The organism is Ulvibacter antarcticus (assembly GCF_003688405.1).
Taxonomy (GTDB): Bacteria; Bacteroidota; Bacteroidia; order Flavobacteriales; family Flavobacteriaceae; genus Ulvibacter; species Ulvibacter antarcticus.
The window spans coordinates 170624-187671 of record NZ_REFC01000012.1; the positions used below are offsets into that span (position 1 = coordinate 170624).

Sequence of the window (17048 nt, forward strand, 5' to 3'; positions counted from 1 at the left end):
TGGGCTTTACGAATCAAGAAGTAAGACTCAATTGAAATCTATCATCCTTTAATTGAGGAGAAGCCAAATTGGGCCACACTTTAAAGAGGGATTTAGGAGATGTTTTTAAAATGTAGTTTCGACTTTTAAATAATAAAATAATTTACAAACTGCATAAAACGAAGTCTCGTATTATAAATAAATAGATGTTCTGAATGTTTTACAAATGAAAATCTATCAATTAATTAATCAACAGGATCTTTTGGAGCTTCGCTTTTAGGAGGTATCGCTAAGGACGCGATTATTCCGCCTGCTAGTGCGGTAAATATCAATCCCAATGAAAGCCATTCGGGGATTTCTACATGGTGAGATATAATCATCTTCACTCCAACAAAGGCTAATATCACAACCAAACTATAGTTGATAAACCTAAATTTATCCAGCATACCGGAAATAAGGAAGTACATAGATCGCAGTCCAAGAATGGCAAGAATATTAGAACTAAAAACGATAAATGGATCGGCAGTAATAGCCAGAATCGCTGGAATACTGTCCATTGCAAATAGTATATCGGTGAGTTCAATCACAACCAAGGCAACAAATAGTGGTGTTGCCGCTTTAATCCCCATGCGGCGGATAAAGAATTTTTGTCCGTCGATCTTATAAGTAATAGGATATATTTTCTTTAGATATTTAAAAACAATTGAATTTTTCGGGTTGAAATCGGCACCCGAGTGAGTTGCCATTTTATAGGCGGTAAAGAGCAGAAACACTCCGAAAATATAAATAATCCAATCAAATTTATTGATCAGCGCTACGCCGAAAAAAATCATAATAGCACGGAATACGATAGCTCCAAGAATTCCCCAGAAAAGCACGCGATGCTGATATTTTTGCGGAATTGAAAAAGCCGAGAAAATCACGGCGATTACAAATACGTTATCGATACTTAGCGAAAGCTCAATTAAGTAGCCCGTAATATATTTTAATACTGCATTATGAGCTGTAAGTTGGGTAGGGTTTGCAATTAATTCATTGTCAAACATCCAATAGATCACTCCGGAGAATAACAAGGCAAGAGACACCCAAATAGAAGTCCATATTGCGGCTTCTTTTGGTTTAATTATATGTGGGTTTCGGTTAAATACACCGAGGTCAAGGGTTAGAAAAAAAACAATTGCGACAAGGAATAATCCCCAAACGATCATTTAACTAATTTTGAACGAATGTAGATACAAAAAAAATCATTTTTAGATAAGGATTTGTTAATTCTGTAGTTGGCTTTTTCAGTGGCAGTTTGCAGTTGCAGTCTCAGTCGCAGTCTCAGTTTGCAGTCGCAGTTTGCAGTCTCTGTGGCAGTCGCAGTCTCAGTCTCAGTGGCAGTTATTAAAACTATAAGATAACTGACCACTGTAAACTGACCACTGAACACTGACCACTGAACACTGTAAACTGAAAACTGACCACTGTAAACTGACCACTGAAAACTGATCACTGATTCAAAATTCTAAACTTCTGGTCGTCGTATAAACGTTCAAGTGGAATTGCAATATGTTTGCTTCGGAAAGGCTTTAGTTCCTGCATTAGATTAAACCCTCCTGCCGTGTAAATTTTCTCTGCCTGCCTAAAGTAGGGCGCTACTGGAAATATATCATTTCTGACTTCGATAAAAGGACTATCGATTTCAATTGCTACCTGTGTACAAACAATGATCTGCTTAGTATTCTCCTCGGAAAGATCTGATAGGGCAGCAGCAAGTACTTTTTGCACGTCTGCTACACCTCCTGAATGCACCACTAAAACGTAAGGTGATTCAGATAATTTTAAGTCGGTTAGAGGAGTATCAGCATCCAACCGAAGTTTTCGAATCCGATTTGGATGTTTTTCTATCCACCTTAGGTGTTCAGGATACAAGGTTTCGAGGAGGAGGGTAGCTTCAAATTCCGGATCGAAGTGCCTGGGCATCGCTGAGAGATATTTTTCCCATTTCAGAATTCTGGATACATAATAAAATGAAATTTGAGGAAAACTCTTGTAGACGGAAATCAGTTCTCCCTTCAATCCGAAGGGGAAAGTGTCTATATAACATTGTGTTATGGAATGCTCCAACAAGGTGTTGTGAACGATTTCAGTCCATCTTTCCGGCGTATCCTTCCATTCCAAGTGAACAAACTGATACTGTTTAAAATATCTTGTAAAGTCAGACGGCGAAATAATCACGACATTTGTCGCCTCGAGATGTAGCGTCTTTATTAGTTTTTCCGTTCTGGTTAGATGCCCAAGACCACCACCTTGTACATAAAAAGCTATCAATATCCCTTGTCTGTCAATTCGCTAATAATAATCTGCTGCTGATCTTTAGGTATTTCTGATATCGCCTCAACCAACAATGCAGGAGAGTAGGACATTTCTTTAGTAATCGCCGATTGAGAAGCATCTTCGAAGTTAATCGTTTGGGAACTTGTCGCACTTTCGTAAGTTGTTCTGGCAACGGTTTCATCATTTTTAGTAAGCTTGGCCTCCTGTGCTCCCATAATCTTGATTTCATATGGATTGAGGTTCTCCTCATTGTCACTTATTTTTACTTTGTCATCGTATAGTTTTACTTTCCAAATAAGCTGAGATGAAGCCGTTCTTAGCTTGAAGGCATCCGATTTATACTTTACTTCATAGACGACATTATCATTCTGGTCGTAGAATTTCTTCTTGTCTGACTTAGACATTTTTGAAGTGTACTGAGAGCCCGAATTGCTAGTGCTGGTGCTGCTACTATTGTTATTGTTTGTGTTGGTGTTTGTGTTATTGCAACCGATAAGCAATAAAGAGAATAGGAGTAGAGTGTATAGTTTCATGATTGTACGATTTTTATTTGATGCGTTATATTCTTAAAAATATCAAGATAATTCTTAGTTTCAATTTCGGGGCTAAATTCGGAAAGGACCTTTTCTTTCAAAAAGAAACTCTTTTCTAAGCGCTTTTCTGAAGGAGTTGATGCATATTCATCCAGTGTTTCGATAAGAGAAGCTTCAGACAAAACTTTAAACACAAAGGCATTCGTTTCATCCAAAATATCGGGAATCCCACCTGCATTTGAAGCAATTATAGGAATATTCAGAATGGCAGCTTCAAAAATTACATTGGGCATACCATCGTAAATAGACGGAATTGCCACTGCATCACAAAGCAGATAATTAGCAGTGAGTTGCGTATGCGCGCCAGGAACACAAATTGTATATGCAATGTCCTTTTGAATGAGAAGTGTCTCCAAATGTGGTTCTATTTCGCCCACAATACGCAGATGTACATTAGATGCTAGTCTCGATTTTTTGAGACAACTTATAAAAAAATCAACCCCTTTCTTTTGTTTTAAAAATCCAATTATCCCAATAACCGTAGTGTTTTTCAAGGCTAAGTCCTTTTTTAATTTTCCGGCAAGCTCCCGATCTGATTTAAGGACTTCCCATTGAGAAGCATCAATAGAATTTGGCGTATAAAACACATTTCTATTTAGGTTAAGACGTTTTATTCTTTCCACTTTTTCTCGACTTACACAGGCGATGGCATTAGAGTTTTCAATGGCAAACAATAGACTCTGTTTCTTTTGTGAGAAGATTGCAGTATCAAAATCATTGCCTCTAAAACAGCTTAATAAGGGTTTCTTGAGCCATGTCGCCATTAACGGAATTCCTTTGATACACAAATGACTTCCGAAGCCTACAAACACATCACTCTGTGCTATTTCAGCATTATCTTTTATAAACGCCCACAACAGATTTAAGCTATGCGAACTATCTTCGTACATAGGTATGGCGGTGTATAAGCCACCGATATTTGCTTCAGAAAAAAACGGTTCGAATTTGTTTGTGAAATGATAAATATCAACTGTATGATGTTTACGAAGATTGGCGATAATACGATCGCAGCTGCGGGACATACCACCTCGATTGGGGGGATAATTTTCGGTAAACCAGCTTATTTTCATTTAGTAGACCTTAGATATTTTGTATTTAACTATAGAAAAAAGTATCGTCCGTTTCGCTACCCATTAATCCTGCAGCTGCGGCACCTCCAGCTGTTTCAGTAAAGCTCCCTGCATCTGCTTCCGACCATTCTCCCGACGCACCACCGCCTCCAAATCCACCACCACCAAAGCCTCCTTCAAAGGAAGGTGTTTCCGAAGAATTAGAAGAAATAGGAGTGGAGCGGGTTGAATCCATTAATCTATGTTCGTTGTTATCGAAATATTCCTTTGCCTTCTTCTCCTTATCATAAATGAAACGCTCCCAATAACAATCTTCACACAGCATATTGGTGTCCAGGACGTGGCTGTGTGGTTTGCAAATCTGTTTCTCACAATTCGAGCAGGTCTCTTCTACAGAATTGATGCAATTCATATTTAAAAATACTCCGGATTTTTGTTCGCAATTCATAAAATGAGGTTAACCGGTTAATTTTTCCGAAGCTATGGATTCTATAATTCTTTTGTCCCAAAGGTATTCGATCATTTCGGTGAAAATAGAAGGTAGTAATTTTTGCTGTTCTGTAATTTCCTTCTCCATAGTAGTAAGCTTGTTTTTCTCTTTGATTTTCAATAAATAATAATCACCTTCAGAAATAACAGAAACCAGAAATCTATCGTTCAACCCAGACAATTCTGAAGCATCCATCACCCTAAAACGACCCGCGTTCACCTTCAGCATAAGCATATAATAATGCTTGTGTTTATACTTGGTCTTTGTCTTAGTTTTCCCGCTACTTCTACGTTTAGTAGATATAACACTAATACATAATTGATGCATTAAGATTTGACAAATACTACCATCTTTTAAATTAAAATTGGCTTTAAACCTTTCTAACTGATGCGCCTTATACTTTAGTCCTTTTCTATTTTGAAGTCCGAGATCTGCAATTGACATCAGGTTTTTCGGTTTCTGAATAACAGCATTGGTGAGACGAATATTCACAATATTTCTGTAGGTATCTCCTTTGATATAAATGATGAATTTTGCAAGATGATCAAAGGCATTATAAGGTACAAATGCCTTGGGTAACATAAGGTCCATTATTACAACTAAAAAGATAGAAAGGATCATACTCACTACCATTGCCCCTATGAAAATTGGGAATACATCATCTTCCGGCAAATCGGTTGCAAGTGTTATCGCTAGTCCGATAGCCAATATAAAAGGAACAGCAATAAGAAAATGTCGCCAATTAAACCGTCTACTTTTGACAGATAAAAACCTCTGTTTAAGAAAAACCAACCAATACTCGGACGGGCGTTTCCCGGCTAGCTGTTTGTTCTTGGACAATGCCTTTTCGTCTCTTTGAAGTGTGTGTTCGAACATAATTTACAAACTAAGGTACAAATTCTTCATTTTGTTCTCCTGATATTTCCAAAGATAATTTTTCTGAATGTGTTTTTCTGCTGCCATACCCATATCTTCTATTAGTTCAGGCTGTTGCAATAATTTACGAATGCTTCTACCCAAAATTTCAGGGCGGTCTGGAGGAATGAGAATACCCGTTACTTTATGTGTTATCAACTCGGTGGTAACAGGTAGGCGAGAGGCAATCACCGGAATTCCATAGCCCATAGATTCAAGAATTTTTAAAGGATTACAACCCTGAATAATATTACGATCGCAGGCGGTGAGTGGTGCGACGGTAAAAACGGCTTCTTTTATTCTTTTCGCTAACTCTTGTTTATCGAGTTCAAACTCCCAGTCGATCTTGTGAGCAACACCAATATTATCTGCAAGTTCTTGATATGGCATTGTTCTTTTCTCCGGAATGGAAGCACAGATTCGCAATCGGATGTCGAGATCTTCCAGTTCTTTCCAAGCTTTAAATAGCGTTTTAATTCCTTGCCACTTCTGAAGTGCCCCAAAGTATAGAATGTATGTTTTATTTTCTTCGGAAGTTATTGTATTGTATATAGTTACACCATTTGAAATAACTGTTACTTTAACTTCAGAAATAGCGAAGTTTTGTTGAATATATGTTTTGGTTACTTCCGAAGGGGTGATAATTGCATCACTATTTTGGATACAATAATCTTCTAATTTACTTAGTTTTTGTAGTACCGATTTACTAATACTAGGGTAGCGGTTAGGTAACTCAATGCTTGCAAACGAATTGACTTCAAACACTTTTTTGATAGCTTCGGAAGTGTTCAAAGCGGGGATTCCACCCCAAATGTCTCTAAAGTGAATTAAACTAAGCTCTGTATTTAAAGGAAGGGACAATATTTGCTGAATGGCTTGCTGAAACTTCTGGGTACGTTCGAGGAAGTTCACCACTTTCTCTTTCCAACGGTAGACATACAGTTTCCGTTCGGTATCGTACTGAAAAGTGGGCATATCATCATTTCCAAGGCAGATTAGCAGTCCGCAGGAAAAGGTTTCTTGAAGGGCCGATAAACAATGATCGATGTGTGTAGCTGCTCCTTTTTGAGAAGGAAACAAATCGAATGCGATATAGCAGTAGAGCGGTTTAGGCTGCATTAATGGTGCTTCAGAGGTGTAATTAAACATAAAGATAATAAGCTTAAAGTGGAATGATTGAATTTTAGAAGGAAAATGTTTGGCGGGGAGTTGGGTGTTGGGTGTGGGGTGTTGGGTGTGGGAAGCTGGGAGTTGGGTGTGGGAAGCTGGATTGTTGGATTGCTGGATTGCTGGATCGCTGGATTGTTGGATTGTTGGGTGTTGGGTGTTGGAAGCTGGGAGTTGGGAGTTGGGAGTTGGGTGTTGGGTGTTGGGAGCTGGGAGCTGGGTGTGGGGAGCTGGGAGCTGGGTGTGGGGTGTGGGGTGTTGGATTGTTGGATTGTTGGATCGCTGGATTGTTGGATTGCTGGATTGTTGGATTGTTGGATTGCTTGATTGTTGGATTGTTGGATTGTTGGATTGTTGGGAGTTGGGTGTGAGGTGTTGGGTGTGGGGTGTTGGGTGTTGGGTGTGGGAAGCTGGGAGTTGGGTGTGGGAAGCTGGATTGTAGGATTGCTGGATTGCTGGATTGTTGGATTGTTGGATTGTTGGATTGTTTGATTGTTGGATTGTTGGATTGTTGGATTGCTGGATTGTTGGATGTGGGATTGCTGGATTGTTGGATTGTTCGATTGCTGGATTGTTTGATTGTTGGATTGTTGGATTGTTGGATTGCTGGATTGCTGGATCGCTGGATTGTTGGATTGTTGGATTGTTGGATTGTTGGATTGCTGGATTGTTGGATTGTTGGATTGCTGGATTGTTGGGTGTTGGAAGCTGGGTGTTGGGTGTTGGGTGTGGGAAGCTGGGTGTGGGATGTTTGTTGTAAGATATTAGACCGTCCCGAAGTGTTGGGTCTGAAAAGAGAAAGAAGAAAGAAGAAAGACCGTCTTGAAGTGTTGGGACTGAAAGAAGAAAGAAGAAAGAAGAAAGACAGTCTCGAAGTGTTGGGACTGGATTGTTGGGAGTTGGAAGCTGGGAGTTGGAAGCTGGAAGCTGGGTGTGGGAAGTTGGGAGTTGGGAGCTGGATTGTTGGCTAGTGATTCCTGTATCTTGATTCTTAACTTATCGTAAGCTTCGCATTTTTAGATTGTTTTCATAGATTACAAGAAAAACTTAATCCTTGTATTGAACTTCGGGAGTTATTGTGTGAAACTTTCGCTTCAGAAAGAATAAGATCGCCAAAGAAAGGGCACCACAAACTGAGAATCCTATGAACAAAGGGAGGGTGCTTTCCATTACGAAGCGTCCTATGAAAGTACTGATAGGTACTGCCATTAAGGTGGAAATTAATCCTGTTATGGCGGCAGCGATCCCGGCGATATGACCTACAGGTTCCATCGCTAGTGCGCGAAGGTTTCCGAAGAGAAAGCCGATACAGAAAAACTGAAGGGCAAAAAAGAGCAGTAAAATATAAATATTAGGATGTGGGGCGTTGTGAAAAAGAATAATATACAACACAGAAACACCGAAGAATCCTAGTAGGGAAGTGGTCACCATTTTTTCCATTCCGAAGCGCACTACAAATGTTCCATTAAGAAAAATTGCAATTCCCATAGCAATCGCCAAACCGGCGAAGATGTAAGGAAACTCTTCTTTTAATCCGTATTGATTTTGAAAGATCTGTTGGGAAGTACTTAAATAAACCAGAAAAGACCCCACAACAAAGCCGGATATTATGGTATAACCCAGAGTTTTTGCTTGAGATAAGGTCTCGGTAAGACCTCTAATAATGCGGTTTACAGAAAAGGGGATTCTATTGGCTTCAGAAAGGGTTTCCTGTTGTCGCATCCAAAACCAGAGTGCCACCAATATACTTATCACTATCTGCACATAAAAAATTCCCTGCCAATTGTAATGGATTAGAATAAACTGTCCCATCGCGGGCGCTACGATAGGAATAAGTAAGAAAACCACCGTTACAAAAGACATGATTCGCGCCATGTGATCGCCATCGTACATATCGCGGATAATCGCAATAGAGACCGTGCGAGGCGCTGAAAGTCCGACCCCTTGCAAGATACGTCCTGCAACCATGAGTTCCAGGCTTTGAGCGTAAATACATATAAAGCTGGCGATAGTAAAAATTCCAAATCCCATGTACACAGATGGTTTTCTTCCAATAGAGTCGGATAAGGGACCAAATACCATAGGGCCGATTCCCAAGCCTAAAAAGATCATGGTAATTAGCAATTGGTTGTCGGCCGGATTCTCGCTTTGAACCGCCTCACCAATGATATCTAATGCAGGTAAAAGCGCATCGATAGACAAGGCAGTAACCGACATAAGGGCTGCCATTAGTGCGACAAATTCGAATTGTGACCGGGAGTTTTGTTTGGGCATGGTGCAAAATTATACTTTTATTGTAGAGCAACTAATTTCCTAATGTTAGAATTTTACTAATTAAAACCATTTTCCCTTTATCGTTAAAATTTAGCTAAATCACTTATAAAGAATATATAAAAGGAAGGTTTGTTCAACCATTCTAAGGTACTTTTAAACAAATGAGGAATTTCCTATACAATTCACAATCAATATATACTTTATGAATAAAGAACAAGCCGTATTACAGCCTTATACAATGGGCGATTTGGAATTACCTAATCGTGTGGTTATGGCGCCTATGACGCGTAGTAGAGCGAAGAACAATGACAATGCACCTACAGAGTATCTACATGCCGAATACTACACACAACGAGCAACGGCAGGACTTATCATTACCGAAGGGGCTCAGGTTTCAAAGCGAGCCGTTGGGTATATTCATACAGCAGGAATACATTCAAAAGAACAAGTAGAAGGTTGGAAAAAAGTAACGGAATCGGTTCATGAGGCAGGCGGTAGAATTTTTATTCAGTTGTGGCATGTAGGCCGTATTTCACATCCCGATTTCCACAATGGCGAATTACCCTGGGCACCTTCAGCGATTAATCCGGAAGCAAAGGTTTTTACGCCGGATGGTCAAAAAGATACTGTTACTCCTAAAGCCATGACTCAGGAGGATATCGATACTACGATTAAAGAATTTCAGCAAGCCACTAAAAACGCTGTTGAAGCAGGTTTCGATGGGGTTGAAATCCATTCTTCTAATGGCTATTTATTTCATCAATTTTTCAATAATTACAGTAATAAACGTACCGACACCTATGGGGGAAGTGACGAGAATAAGGCGCGTTTCTTTTTTGAAGTATTAGACGCAATTAAGGAGGTAATCCCGGAGAATAGGATAGGAGCGAGGTTCAATCCGTCGTTACATGGTGTCTTCGGAATGAAACTCGATAAAGAAACCATTCCCACTTTCGATTATGTTATTGAAAGACTGAGTAAGGAATACGATTTGGCATACATACATCTTTCAGAACCATTTACAGATGTAAGTGATGTTCCGCATGCAGAAACAGAAATCGCAAAGAGGTATCGACCTAAATATAAGGGCACATTAATGATCAATACAGGGTTTACACAAGAAAAGGCGAATAAAATCATTGAAGCCGGAAACGCAGATCTAGTAGCATTTGCAAAATTATTCGTTTCTAATCCTGATTTAGTAGGACGTTTCAGAGAAAACGTGGATACGACCGACTGGGATAAGGATACTTTTTACACCCAAGGGAAAGAAGGATATATAGATTATAAAGCAAAAACAAGAGATTTAATTCCGAAGTAATACATATGGAAAACAGAGAAATAAAAGGCGGGTTTAGAACAATAAATCCTGCCAACGAAAAAACAATTAAAGAGTATACTTATATGACCGATGCTGACGCTAACGAAGCGGTCGAAAAATGTCATAAAGCATATCTGAGTTGGCGTAAAAAGTCACTCAAGTCAAGGGGTGACGTATTAAAAGCGATTGGCAAAGGATTAATGGATAGACGTCCAGAATTTGCTGAGCTTATGACTCAAGAAATGGGAAAGGTGGTAAAACACGGCTTCCAAGAAATCAAGTTATGCGCCGGTTTATGTGAATACACAGCCAACGAAGGCGCTAAGGAATTGAAAGATGAAGAGCGGGAGTTGCCCGACGGAGGAAAGGGAATAGTAACGTATTCGCCTATGGGAGTTATCTACGGAATTCAGCCATGGAACTTTCCGTGTTACCAGGCAATTCGTTTTGCAATCGCCAATTTGATAGCCGGAAATGGAGTCCTTTTAAAGCATGCTGAGAATGTAACAGGTTCTGCTTTACTTCTGAAAGAAATATTCGAAGACGCAGGCCTTCCGAAGCATTTATTTACAGTATTAATTATAGATCACCAACAATCTGATACTATCATCGAAAATAATTTGGTACGCGGAGTTACCTTAACAGGAAGTGCAGCGGCAGGTAAGATCATCGCGAAAAAAGCCGGAGAGCAATTGAAGAAAACCGTTCTGGAGTTGGGAAGTAATGATGCTTATATCGTTTTGGCAGATGCAGATATCAAGCTAGCTGTAGAAACATGTGTTCGAGGGCGTATCTATAATAATGGAGAAACCTGTGTTGCCGCTAAGCGTTTCGTAGTTGTTGAAAGTGTTTATAACGAATTCGAAAAAGCGTTTGTAAATCAAATGAAAGCAATAAAAACAGGAGATCCTACAAAGAAAGAAACAGCCTTAGGGCCTATGGCTAGAGAGGATCTTAGAGAAAAAATACACCAACAGGTAGAAGAAAGCATTGCCAATGGTGCCAAAATATTAACAGGAGGGAAGTTGCCTTCAGGAAAAGGATTCTTTTATCCTGCGACTGTACTTGGAAATGTAAAACCAGGACAACCTGCTTACCACGATGAATTATTTGGACCTGTAGCTTCATTAATCAAAGCAAAAAATGATAAAGATGCAATGCGAATTGCAAACGACAGTCGCTTCGGATTAGGAGGTGGAATTTTCAGTAAAGACGAAAAGAAAGCTATTAAATTGGCACAAGAAGAGTTCGACACCGGAATGGTGTATATTAATTCCTTCGGACTCGCACAGCCCAATATGCCTTTCGGAGGTGTGAAAGACAGCGGTTACGGACGTGAACATGGCGGATTTGGGATGAAAGAATTCGTAAATGTGAAAGCGGTGATGGTGTTGTAGTTGATCGGTTAATTGGTTAACTAGTTAACTAGTCAACCAGTTACTCAGTTACCCAATTACCTAGTTACCTAAATAACTATCCCCAGCCTAATGCGCGAAGCACAAAGCCTACAGCCTAAATTAGGTACAATTTTTGCGAATTAAATTTAAAAAATAAGAGATGAAAGCAATACTAAAATTAAGCGTGGTTTTACTCATATTAGTCGGTTGCAAGGGCTCAGATGGTGTTGTAAATAGTGTCGAAGCGCAGCAAACACAAGCCATGCTGGATGCTGGTAATTTTGAAATCGATCTTAAAACGGCGAATCCATTGGCTTCGAATGAATTGAATCAGTTACAAAACAGCGGTCTGTTAGGTGTTGGTAACAGTGCAGGAAGAATTAATTTAATAGGAATCACAAGTTATTTGCAATTTAAGGGAGATAACTTAAAAGTGTATTTACCCTATTATGGAACGAGACGCATGGGAGTTACTATGGGGCGTGATAACGGAGCTATCGAATTTGATGGCGTTCCAACGGACTATAAGAGCACCTATAACGAACAGAAAGGTCGGACGCAGATAGATTTTAGTATGCGCGAAGGTTCTGAAAATTATGATGTAATTATAACAATATATCCTAATAGGAATGCTTTTGTTAATATTAATAGTTCCCAGAGAAATTCAATTTCATATGACGGGGTTGTTTCTGAGTTGAAAGAAGAATAGGCTATTATATTCGTACTTAATTGGCGGTAAACGGTAAGGTGATCATTACTTGCACCATATTACGGCTATCTTCCTTATTGATATTAATATCATAATGGGCTGCATTAATCATTGTTGTAGCGTAGAAGCTTGTTGGCTTTTGGTGAAAAGTAAAGGTGACAGGCTTACTAATTCCTTTTATCGTTAGAGTTCCTTTTACTAGAAATTCTTTCCCATTTCCCTGAATCTTTGTGCTTTTAAAGAAGAGCCGTGGGAATTCTTCGTATTTAAAGTATTTATTTCGTAGATGTCGATTACGAAACCAGTTATTGGTATCGATTGTTTCGGTTGCTACCGAGCCACTAAAATTGGAATTCTCAAGATCGTCAAGGTCTATAATACCGGTAAACTTAAAATCTGATAGCGTACCATCTACATCATCTTCTACAAAAACGAATTTGATGGTGGCTTCGGATTCATTGATTTTAATAGTCTGTGCGAATAATGGAAAACTAAAGACGCAGCTAATAAGAAGAAGGTATGTTTTCATAGTAGTATCAATTTACGAAATAAGTATTTAAAGGGGATACTAAGGTAAACGCTTAGAGGTGGTAAAATATTCTATTTTACATAATATAAATTATGATACAAATTGTAATCATAATAAGACATTATGTAAAATTGCTTTGCTAGTCGTTTTCTTTTATTGAATCCTTACAGTTCTAAATTCTAAAATATGTCCTGTAATTAGCCGTGACGCTTGTCCCGAACTTGCTTCGGGATAAAATAGCCGGGACCAAATGCGCTTCCCGATTTAACATCGGGACCAGCCGCTTTGCCTGAGCCTGTCCTGAGCTTTTCGTCGAAGGGCCAAAATAAAAGCTAACCTTTTTGCTCTTATTAAAAATCGCGTATTCGATAAAATGTACGTTATAAAAAATTTTACGTGATTCTCGTGGATTGCCACAAAAGCTTAAAATTTCTCTGCGAGTAAATTTCTAAGCACTTGTTATATGTAGAATTCCAATTATACTTTTTTAAATGATTCCTTATCTTTCTTTCTTGATAAAAAAAGAAACAAATAAATCAAGGCTGCACAAAACTTTGGAAACAATTACGGGTCGTTCACTACACTTTAGGAAAGATTGTAACTCATTAAGACTGTTTTAAACTAACTTGGAACCTTAGAAATGCAAATAGTATTTATTGGTAGGCCCCTAAAGCGCTTAACGCTCTCTCCCCTATTGTTTTGACCAAAGTTTTCTGAGGCCGTTTTTAAAACTTTTGAAAATAATAAATATTAAATCAGTAATTGTCAGCAATCTCGTCCCAATCTGGTTCAACGCCTTTTAACTTGTTTTCTAAAGAAACCTGGTCCCAATCTATTTCGGTTATTTTACTAATATCAAAACTAAAACTTCCTAGAATCTCTTGTTTAATTTTTATTTTTAAAAGATTTAAATCATTATGTTTTGCATTAGCCGTAGAAGAATTCGCAAAGCTTCGTTCTAATTCAAAAATTTCTTCTTCAACTAAACGGTCAAAGGATTCATCTAACCTTAATTCAAACATTTCTCTAAATTCTGTATTCACCAAAATACTATCATACGATAATTCATAATACTCCATTAGTTTTTTAACATCAAAATATGTGTAAATATCTATTAAGTTTAATAAAATAATTTTAAACATCTCATTTCCAGTAGATTTGAATGAATCATAGATTGGCTTAATGTATTTTGTTTCTTGTAAAAACTTAAGAATATAAATGTCGAAATTATTGCTGTGTGAAAAAAGATATGATTGGTAGGTATGCAGAACTGACCATTCGCTGATTTCTTTAATTAATTTAGCTATCAATAAATATGCTTTTTCAGTTTTTAAGTTGTTGAAAATAAAATAGCATAGATTTAATTTATCTTTATTATGCGTTTTGGAATAAATATAATTCTTGTATTCATTTAGAATTCTATCCTTCAATAATGGCGATGGTTGATACTTGTTTTTTTTGAATAGAGGATAAAAATATGTTAATTGTCTAATTGAGACACTTGAATTGGTGATCCTTTCTATTTCCCTATCATTATCAATAATGAAAAATTCTAGAAAATCCTGAAGCGAAGGATTGATGAAGGTTACATTTTCATTAAATCCATCAAAATCTAAAAAATCATTTTTTAGATTAATTTTAATAAATCCATCATTTAATTTCTTTAAAATTTGATTAAAAACATCAATTTTCCTTATGAAATTATTATGAGTAATTTCATATTGATACCTACTTTCAAAAGCTTTTTCTAGCTCGATTAAGGAAGATTCTCTTCCAATACTTAATAATGTATTTAGTAAGAATCTTTCTTCATCACCTATTTGCTTTAGATAGGCATGTCTCCAAATTTCAATCGGGTTATCTAAATTATTTTTTATAAATAATTTTAATTGTTTTTTATTAAAAGAGTTTATTCTATCTCTAGTCGTGAAAAATTCTATTATCCTTGGAGTGAAATTTGGATGCTCACATATTTGTATATCGTCATCTTTTAATATTTTAATGTGTTCATCTTTAATATTTGATTCAACAATATGATTATTTAATATTTGTAACTTCTCTTCTATTGAATAATCTGACAATTCAATTTTTGCCTCAGCATCTAATAGATTTAGTCTTCCAAGGTTTTCAGATTCGTCTATGGCTGAAGTTAAAATAAACTTGCGTGTATTTAAAATCAATAATTTATTTTCACTTCTTTTTATTCTATTTATTAATTTAATTAATACTGAATCGGCACTTCTTGCTCTTTGTATTTCAACTTGAGTGCTACCCAAAAAATCATCAAAGTAAAATATCTGTTTAGAAGAATCATCTTTAATAACATTCTCTACCTCTCTGATATCATTTTGAATAATATTTAATTCATAATTATTAGATGTGAAATAGTATAGTAATATTTCGGAAAGTGTTGTTTTTCCAACACCAGGTTCGCCAGTAATTATTAAAATTTTTTTCTTAAGTAATATTCTCTTTGAAATTTCTAAATTATTAGTTTCTACATATAATCTTAAATTTCTAAGAATAACCTCTCTATAAAATTCATCAGTTCTACTTTGGTATTTATACTTCAATAAGTTGTCTAAAACATTAGAACTTGAAAACCATAATTTTTGATGTCTACTTTCAACCTCTTTATTTTCAGCTAAAAGTCTGTTTAAATCATCTCTACCATATATATCTGATATATTCTTTATATATGGATTAAATATTTTTTTTATTTCTAAAACGTTAGCAACTGAAAGTTGCAATGACGTTACTAAAATATACCTGTCGGGATTTAGTTTATCTACTTTTGGTTTCTCTTTTATTCTTAAGTCACTTAAAAGTTTACTTATTCCTGAATTTAAATAGTGCTTTACTTGCACTACTTCAGAAAATGGATTTTCATCATTCGAATATAAGCAGTCTATTCCTTGGTCTTTTCCTTCTTTGAAAGTCCGATATTTTTTTAAACCACTTTTGTCTTGAGCAGTTAATAAATCACATGCCAACTTTTCAAGGTCAGTTGAGTTTAAGGAAGAAAAACTGTAGTCTGTCATTAATGCAATATTCTAAATATAATATTTTTTAAATATAGCAAATTGGTATATGGAATTAAGTAGTTGATTAAATAATAGTTCAATTAAGTTATATTTGGATGCATTAATTTAGATATGAGCCAAACTGTAAAAAATCAACACTATATTCCAAAATCTTATTTAAAGAACTTTGGTTATTTAGTAGCTGAATATACTCGTCCGAGTGGAAAAGTTGATAAAAAATATAGCATTTATAATATTGAAAAAGGAGGCGAAATAAAGCATAATAGTACCAAGAAAATTTGCAAAATGGATTATCTATATGATCTTCCATTTGCAGATGAAGAACATAAACAATTTATTGAAAAAGCATACGATCAAAAAATTGACAAACACTTTCCTGAAGTCACTAGTTTTATTGAGGATGACAAATCCTTAACCTTAAGTAATGAAATGCGTGAAATGGTTTTAAAATGTGGTTTAAGCTTATATTTTAGAACTCCAAAACATGTTACTTTAAGTGATAAAGAAAATTTAATAATATCTAGACTACCTAAGGATAAACAACAAAAATTATATAATGAATTCAAAACTAAAAGACTCGAATCGCATCTAGAAAATTTTGATAAGTTGTTTAATCAAAAAAGAGGTAATGGAATTTGCATTAATAAAGCAGTTGGTGATTGGGATTTTATTTCTGGAGATAATCCTGTTATCATAAGAGCTAAATCAGGGCAATTTGAAGGAGTTTTTGAAGCAAGTAATATTATACATATTCCTTTTACACCTAAATATTGTATTACTATAATGCCAGATAATGTATCAAAGGAGATTCCCATATTGGCTAGATATGATTATTCCAATGATCATATAATGACAATAAACCATGATATCGAAAAACATCATGAACAATATGTTTTTGGAACAGAGAGGGCGTTGAATGATTATCTTAATGAGTCACCAATTTATAAAGCGCCTGTTCTCGATAATGATCCAAGAGTATTGGATATGAAAAATAGAGCATTGGCATTTCAACATTTTGTCAATATTGCGGAAAAACATGGTGTAATTTCTAATCAAGCTAAAACAGTTTTCCTCTATTATTGGCATTCCTTACCTGGATTTAGAAAAGATCCTAATAATATTAAATTGAAAGTAGAGTTAGGCTATTAGAGGAGTTTCCATTCCACACATTCAACTGCCCTCCTATCGCTGCTTCACGCTAAGAGTATTTACTCGCTCTCTTGTTTTTGAGAAATTAGAGC

The 17048-nt window shown here is 36.5% G+C and carries 16 protein-coding genes; 6 read left to right on the forward strand and 10 right to left on the reverse strand.

Annotation, left to right across the window (positions count from 1 at the left end):
- Window positions 1-224 precede the first annotated feature (224 nt).
- The 7 genes from BXY75_RS05650 to BXY75_RS05685 all read right to left on the reverse strand — a co-directional run bounded on the left by BXY75_RS05650 (window position 225) and on the right by BXY75_RS05685 (window position 6515).
- Entirely contained in the window at window positions 225-1187 is a 963-nt protein-coding gene (locus BXY75_RS05650) for a TerC family protein (protein WP_121906746.1), read from the reverse strand.
- Between the two features lie 283 nt (window positions 1188-1470).
- On the reverse strand, window positions 1471-2292 hold the full coding sequence (locus BXY75_RS05660; RefSeq protein ID WP_121906748.1) for a hypothetical protein: 822 nt from the start codon (window positions 2290-2292) through the stop codon (window positions 1471-1473).
- Complete coding sequence (locus tag BXY75_RS05665; protein ID WP_121906749.1) at window positions 2289-2831, reverse strand: hypothetical protein; 543 nt, start codon at window positions 2829-2831, stop codon at window positions 2289-2291. The genes BXY75_RS05660 and BXY75_RS05665 overlap by 4 nt, the downstream gene beginning before the upstream one ends.
- Window positions 2828-3961 carry a glycosyltransferase family 4 protein gene (locus BXY75_RS05670; RefSeq protein ID WP_121906750.1) on the reverse strand — a complete coding sequence of 378 codons (1134 nt, stop codon included), beginning with the start codon at window positions 3959-3961 and terminating at the stop codon, window positions 2828-2830. The genes BXY75_RS05665 and BXY75_RS05670 overlap by 4 nt, the downstream gene beginning before the upstream one ends.
- A 25-nt stretch (window positions 3962-3986) precedes the next feature.
- Window positions 3987-4409 (reverse strand): hypothetical protein, encoded by a 423-nt coding sequence (locus BXY75_RS05675; protein WP_147437231.1) that lies wholly within the window; start codon window positions 4407-4409, stop codon window positions 3987-3989.
- Between the two features lie 9 nt (window positions 4410-4418).
- Window positions 4419-5327 carry a hypothetical protein gene (locus tag BXY75_RS05680; RefSeq protein WP_121906752.1) on the reverse strand — a complete coding sequence of 303 codons (909 nt, stop codon included), beginning with the start codon at window positions 5325-5327 and terminating at the stop codon, window positions 4419-4421.
- Window positions 5328-5330: 3 nt separating this feature from the next.
- Window positions 5331-6515, reverse strand: a complete 1185-nt coding sequence (locus BXY75_RS05685) for a glycosyltransferase family 4 protein (RefSeq protein ID WP_121906753.1) — start codon at window positions 6513-6515, stop codon at window positions 5331-5333.
- A 27-nt stretch (window positions 6516-6542) separates the two neighbouring features.
- Here BXY75_RS05685 and BXY75_RS05690 point away from each other — a divergent pair, with 27 nt between their 5' ends.
- Together BXY75_RS05690 and BXY75_RS17115 are read left to right on the forward strand one after the other, a co-directional pair.
- Window positions 6543-6860 (forward strand): hypothetical protein, encoded by a 318-nt coding sequence (locus tag BXY75_RS05690; RefSeq protein WP_147437232.1) that lies wholly within the window; start codon window positions 6543-6545, stop codon window positions 6858-6860.
- A gap of 125 nt (window positions 6861-6985) precedes the next feature.
- Window positions 6986-7504 carry a hypothetical protein gene (locus tag BXY75_RS17115; protein ID WP_170152854.1) on the forward strand — a complete coding sequence of 173 codons (519 nt, stop codon included), beginning with the start codon at window positions 6986-6988 and terminating at the stop codon, window positions 7502-7504.
- Between the two features lie 76 nt (window positions 7505-7580).
- Here the strand turns inward: BXY75_RS17115 and BXY75_RS05700 are convergent, their stop codons facing one another.
- Window positions 7581-8807: a multidrug effflux MFS transporter gene (locus BXY75_RS05700; RefSeq protein ID WP_121906756.1), complete on the reverse strand. Its 1227-nt coding sequence runs from the start codon at window positions 8805-8807 to the stop codon at window positions 7581-7583.
- A 202-nt stretch (window positions 8808-9009) separates the two neighbouring features.
- Between BXY75_RS05700 and BXY75_RS05705 the strand changes: the two genes are divergently transcribed.
- The 3 genes from BXY75_RS05705 to BXY75_RS05715 all read left to right on the forward strand — a co-directional run bounded on the left by BXY75_RS05705 (window position 9010) and on the right by BXY75_RS05715 (window position 12234).
- Window positions 9010-10128, forward strand: coding sequence for an alkene reductase (locus tag BXY75_RS05705; protein ID WP_121906757.1), 1119 nt, complete (start codon window positions 9010-9012; stop codon window positions 10126-10128).
- A gap of 5 nt (window positions 10129-10133) precedes the next feature.
- A complete protein-coding gene (locus BXY75_RS05710; RefSeq protein ID WP_121906758.1) occupies window positions 10134-11525 on the forward strand; it encodes an NAD-dependent succinate-semialdehyde dehydrogenase in 1392 nt (463 codons plus the stop codon).
- Between the two features lie 160 nt (window positions 11526-11685).
- Window positions 11686-12234 (forward strand): DUF4251 domain-containing protein, encoded by a 549-nt coding sequence (locus BXY75_RS05715; RefSeq protein ID WP_121906759.1) that lies wholly within the window; start codon window positions 11686-11688, stop codon window positions 12232-12234.
- Between the two features lie 16 nt (window positions 12235-12250).
- On the opposite strand, the gene BXY75_RS05720 is transcribed toward BXY75_RS05715, so the two are convergent.
- Window positions 12251-12763, reverse strand: coding sequence for a YceI family protein (locus tag BXY75_RS05720; protein WP_121906760.1), 513 nt, complete (start codon window positions 12761-12763; stop codon window positions 12251-12253).
- A gap of 755 nt (window positions 12764-13518) precedes the next feature.
- The gene (locus tag BXY75_RS05725; RefSeq protein ID WP_121906761.1) at window positions 13519-15804 is read right to left on the reverse strand and encodes an nSTAND3 domain-containing NTPase; all 2286 of its coding nucleotides are present in this window, start codon (window positions 15802-15804) and stop codon (window positions 13519-13521) included.
- 114 nt (window positions 15805-15918) lie between these two features.
- On the opposite strand from BXY75_RS05725, the gene BXY75_RS05730 reads away from it, so the two are divergent.
- A complete protein-coding gene (locus BXY75_RS05730) occupies window positions 15919-16956 on the forward strand; it encodes a DUF4238 domain-containing protein (protein WP_121906762.1) in 1038 nt (345 codons plus the stop codon).
- Window positions 16957-17048 lie beyond the last annotated feature (92 nt).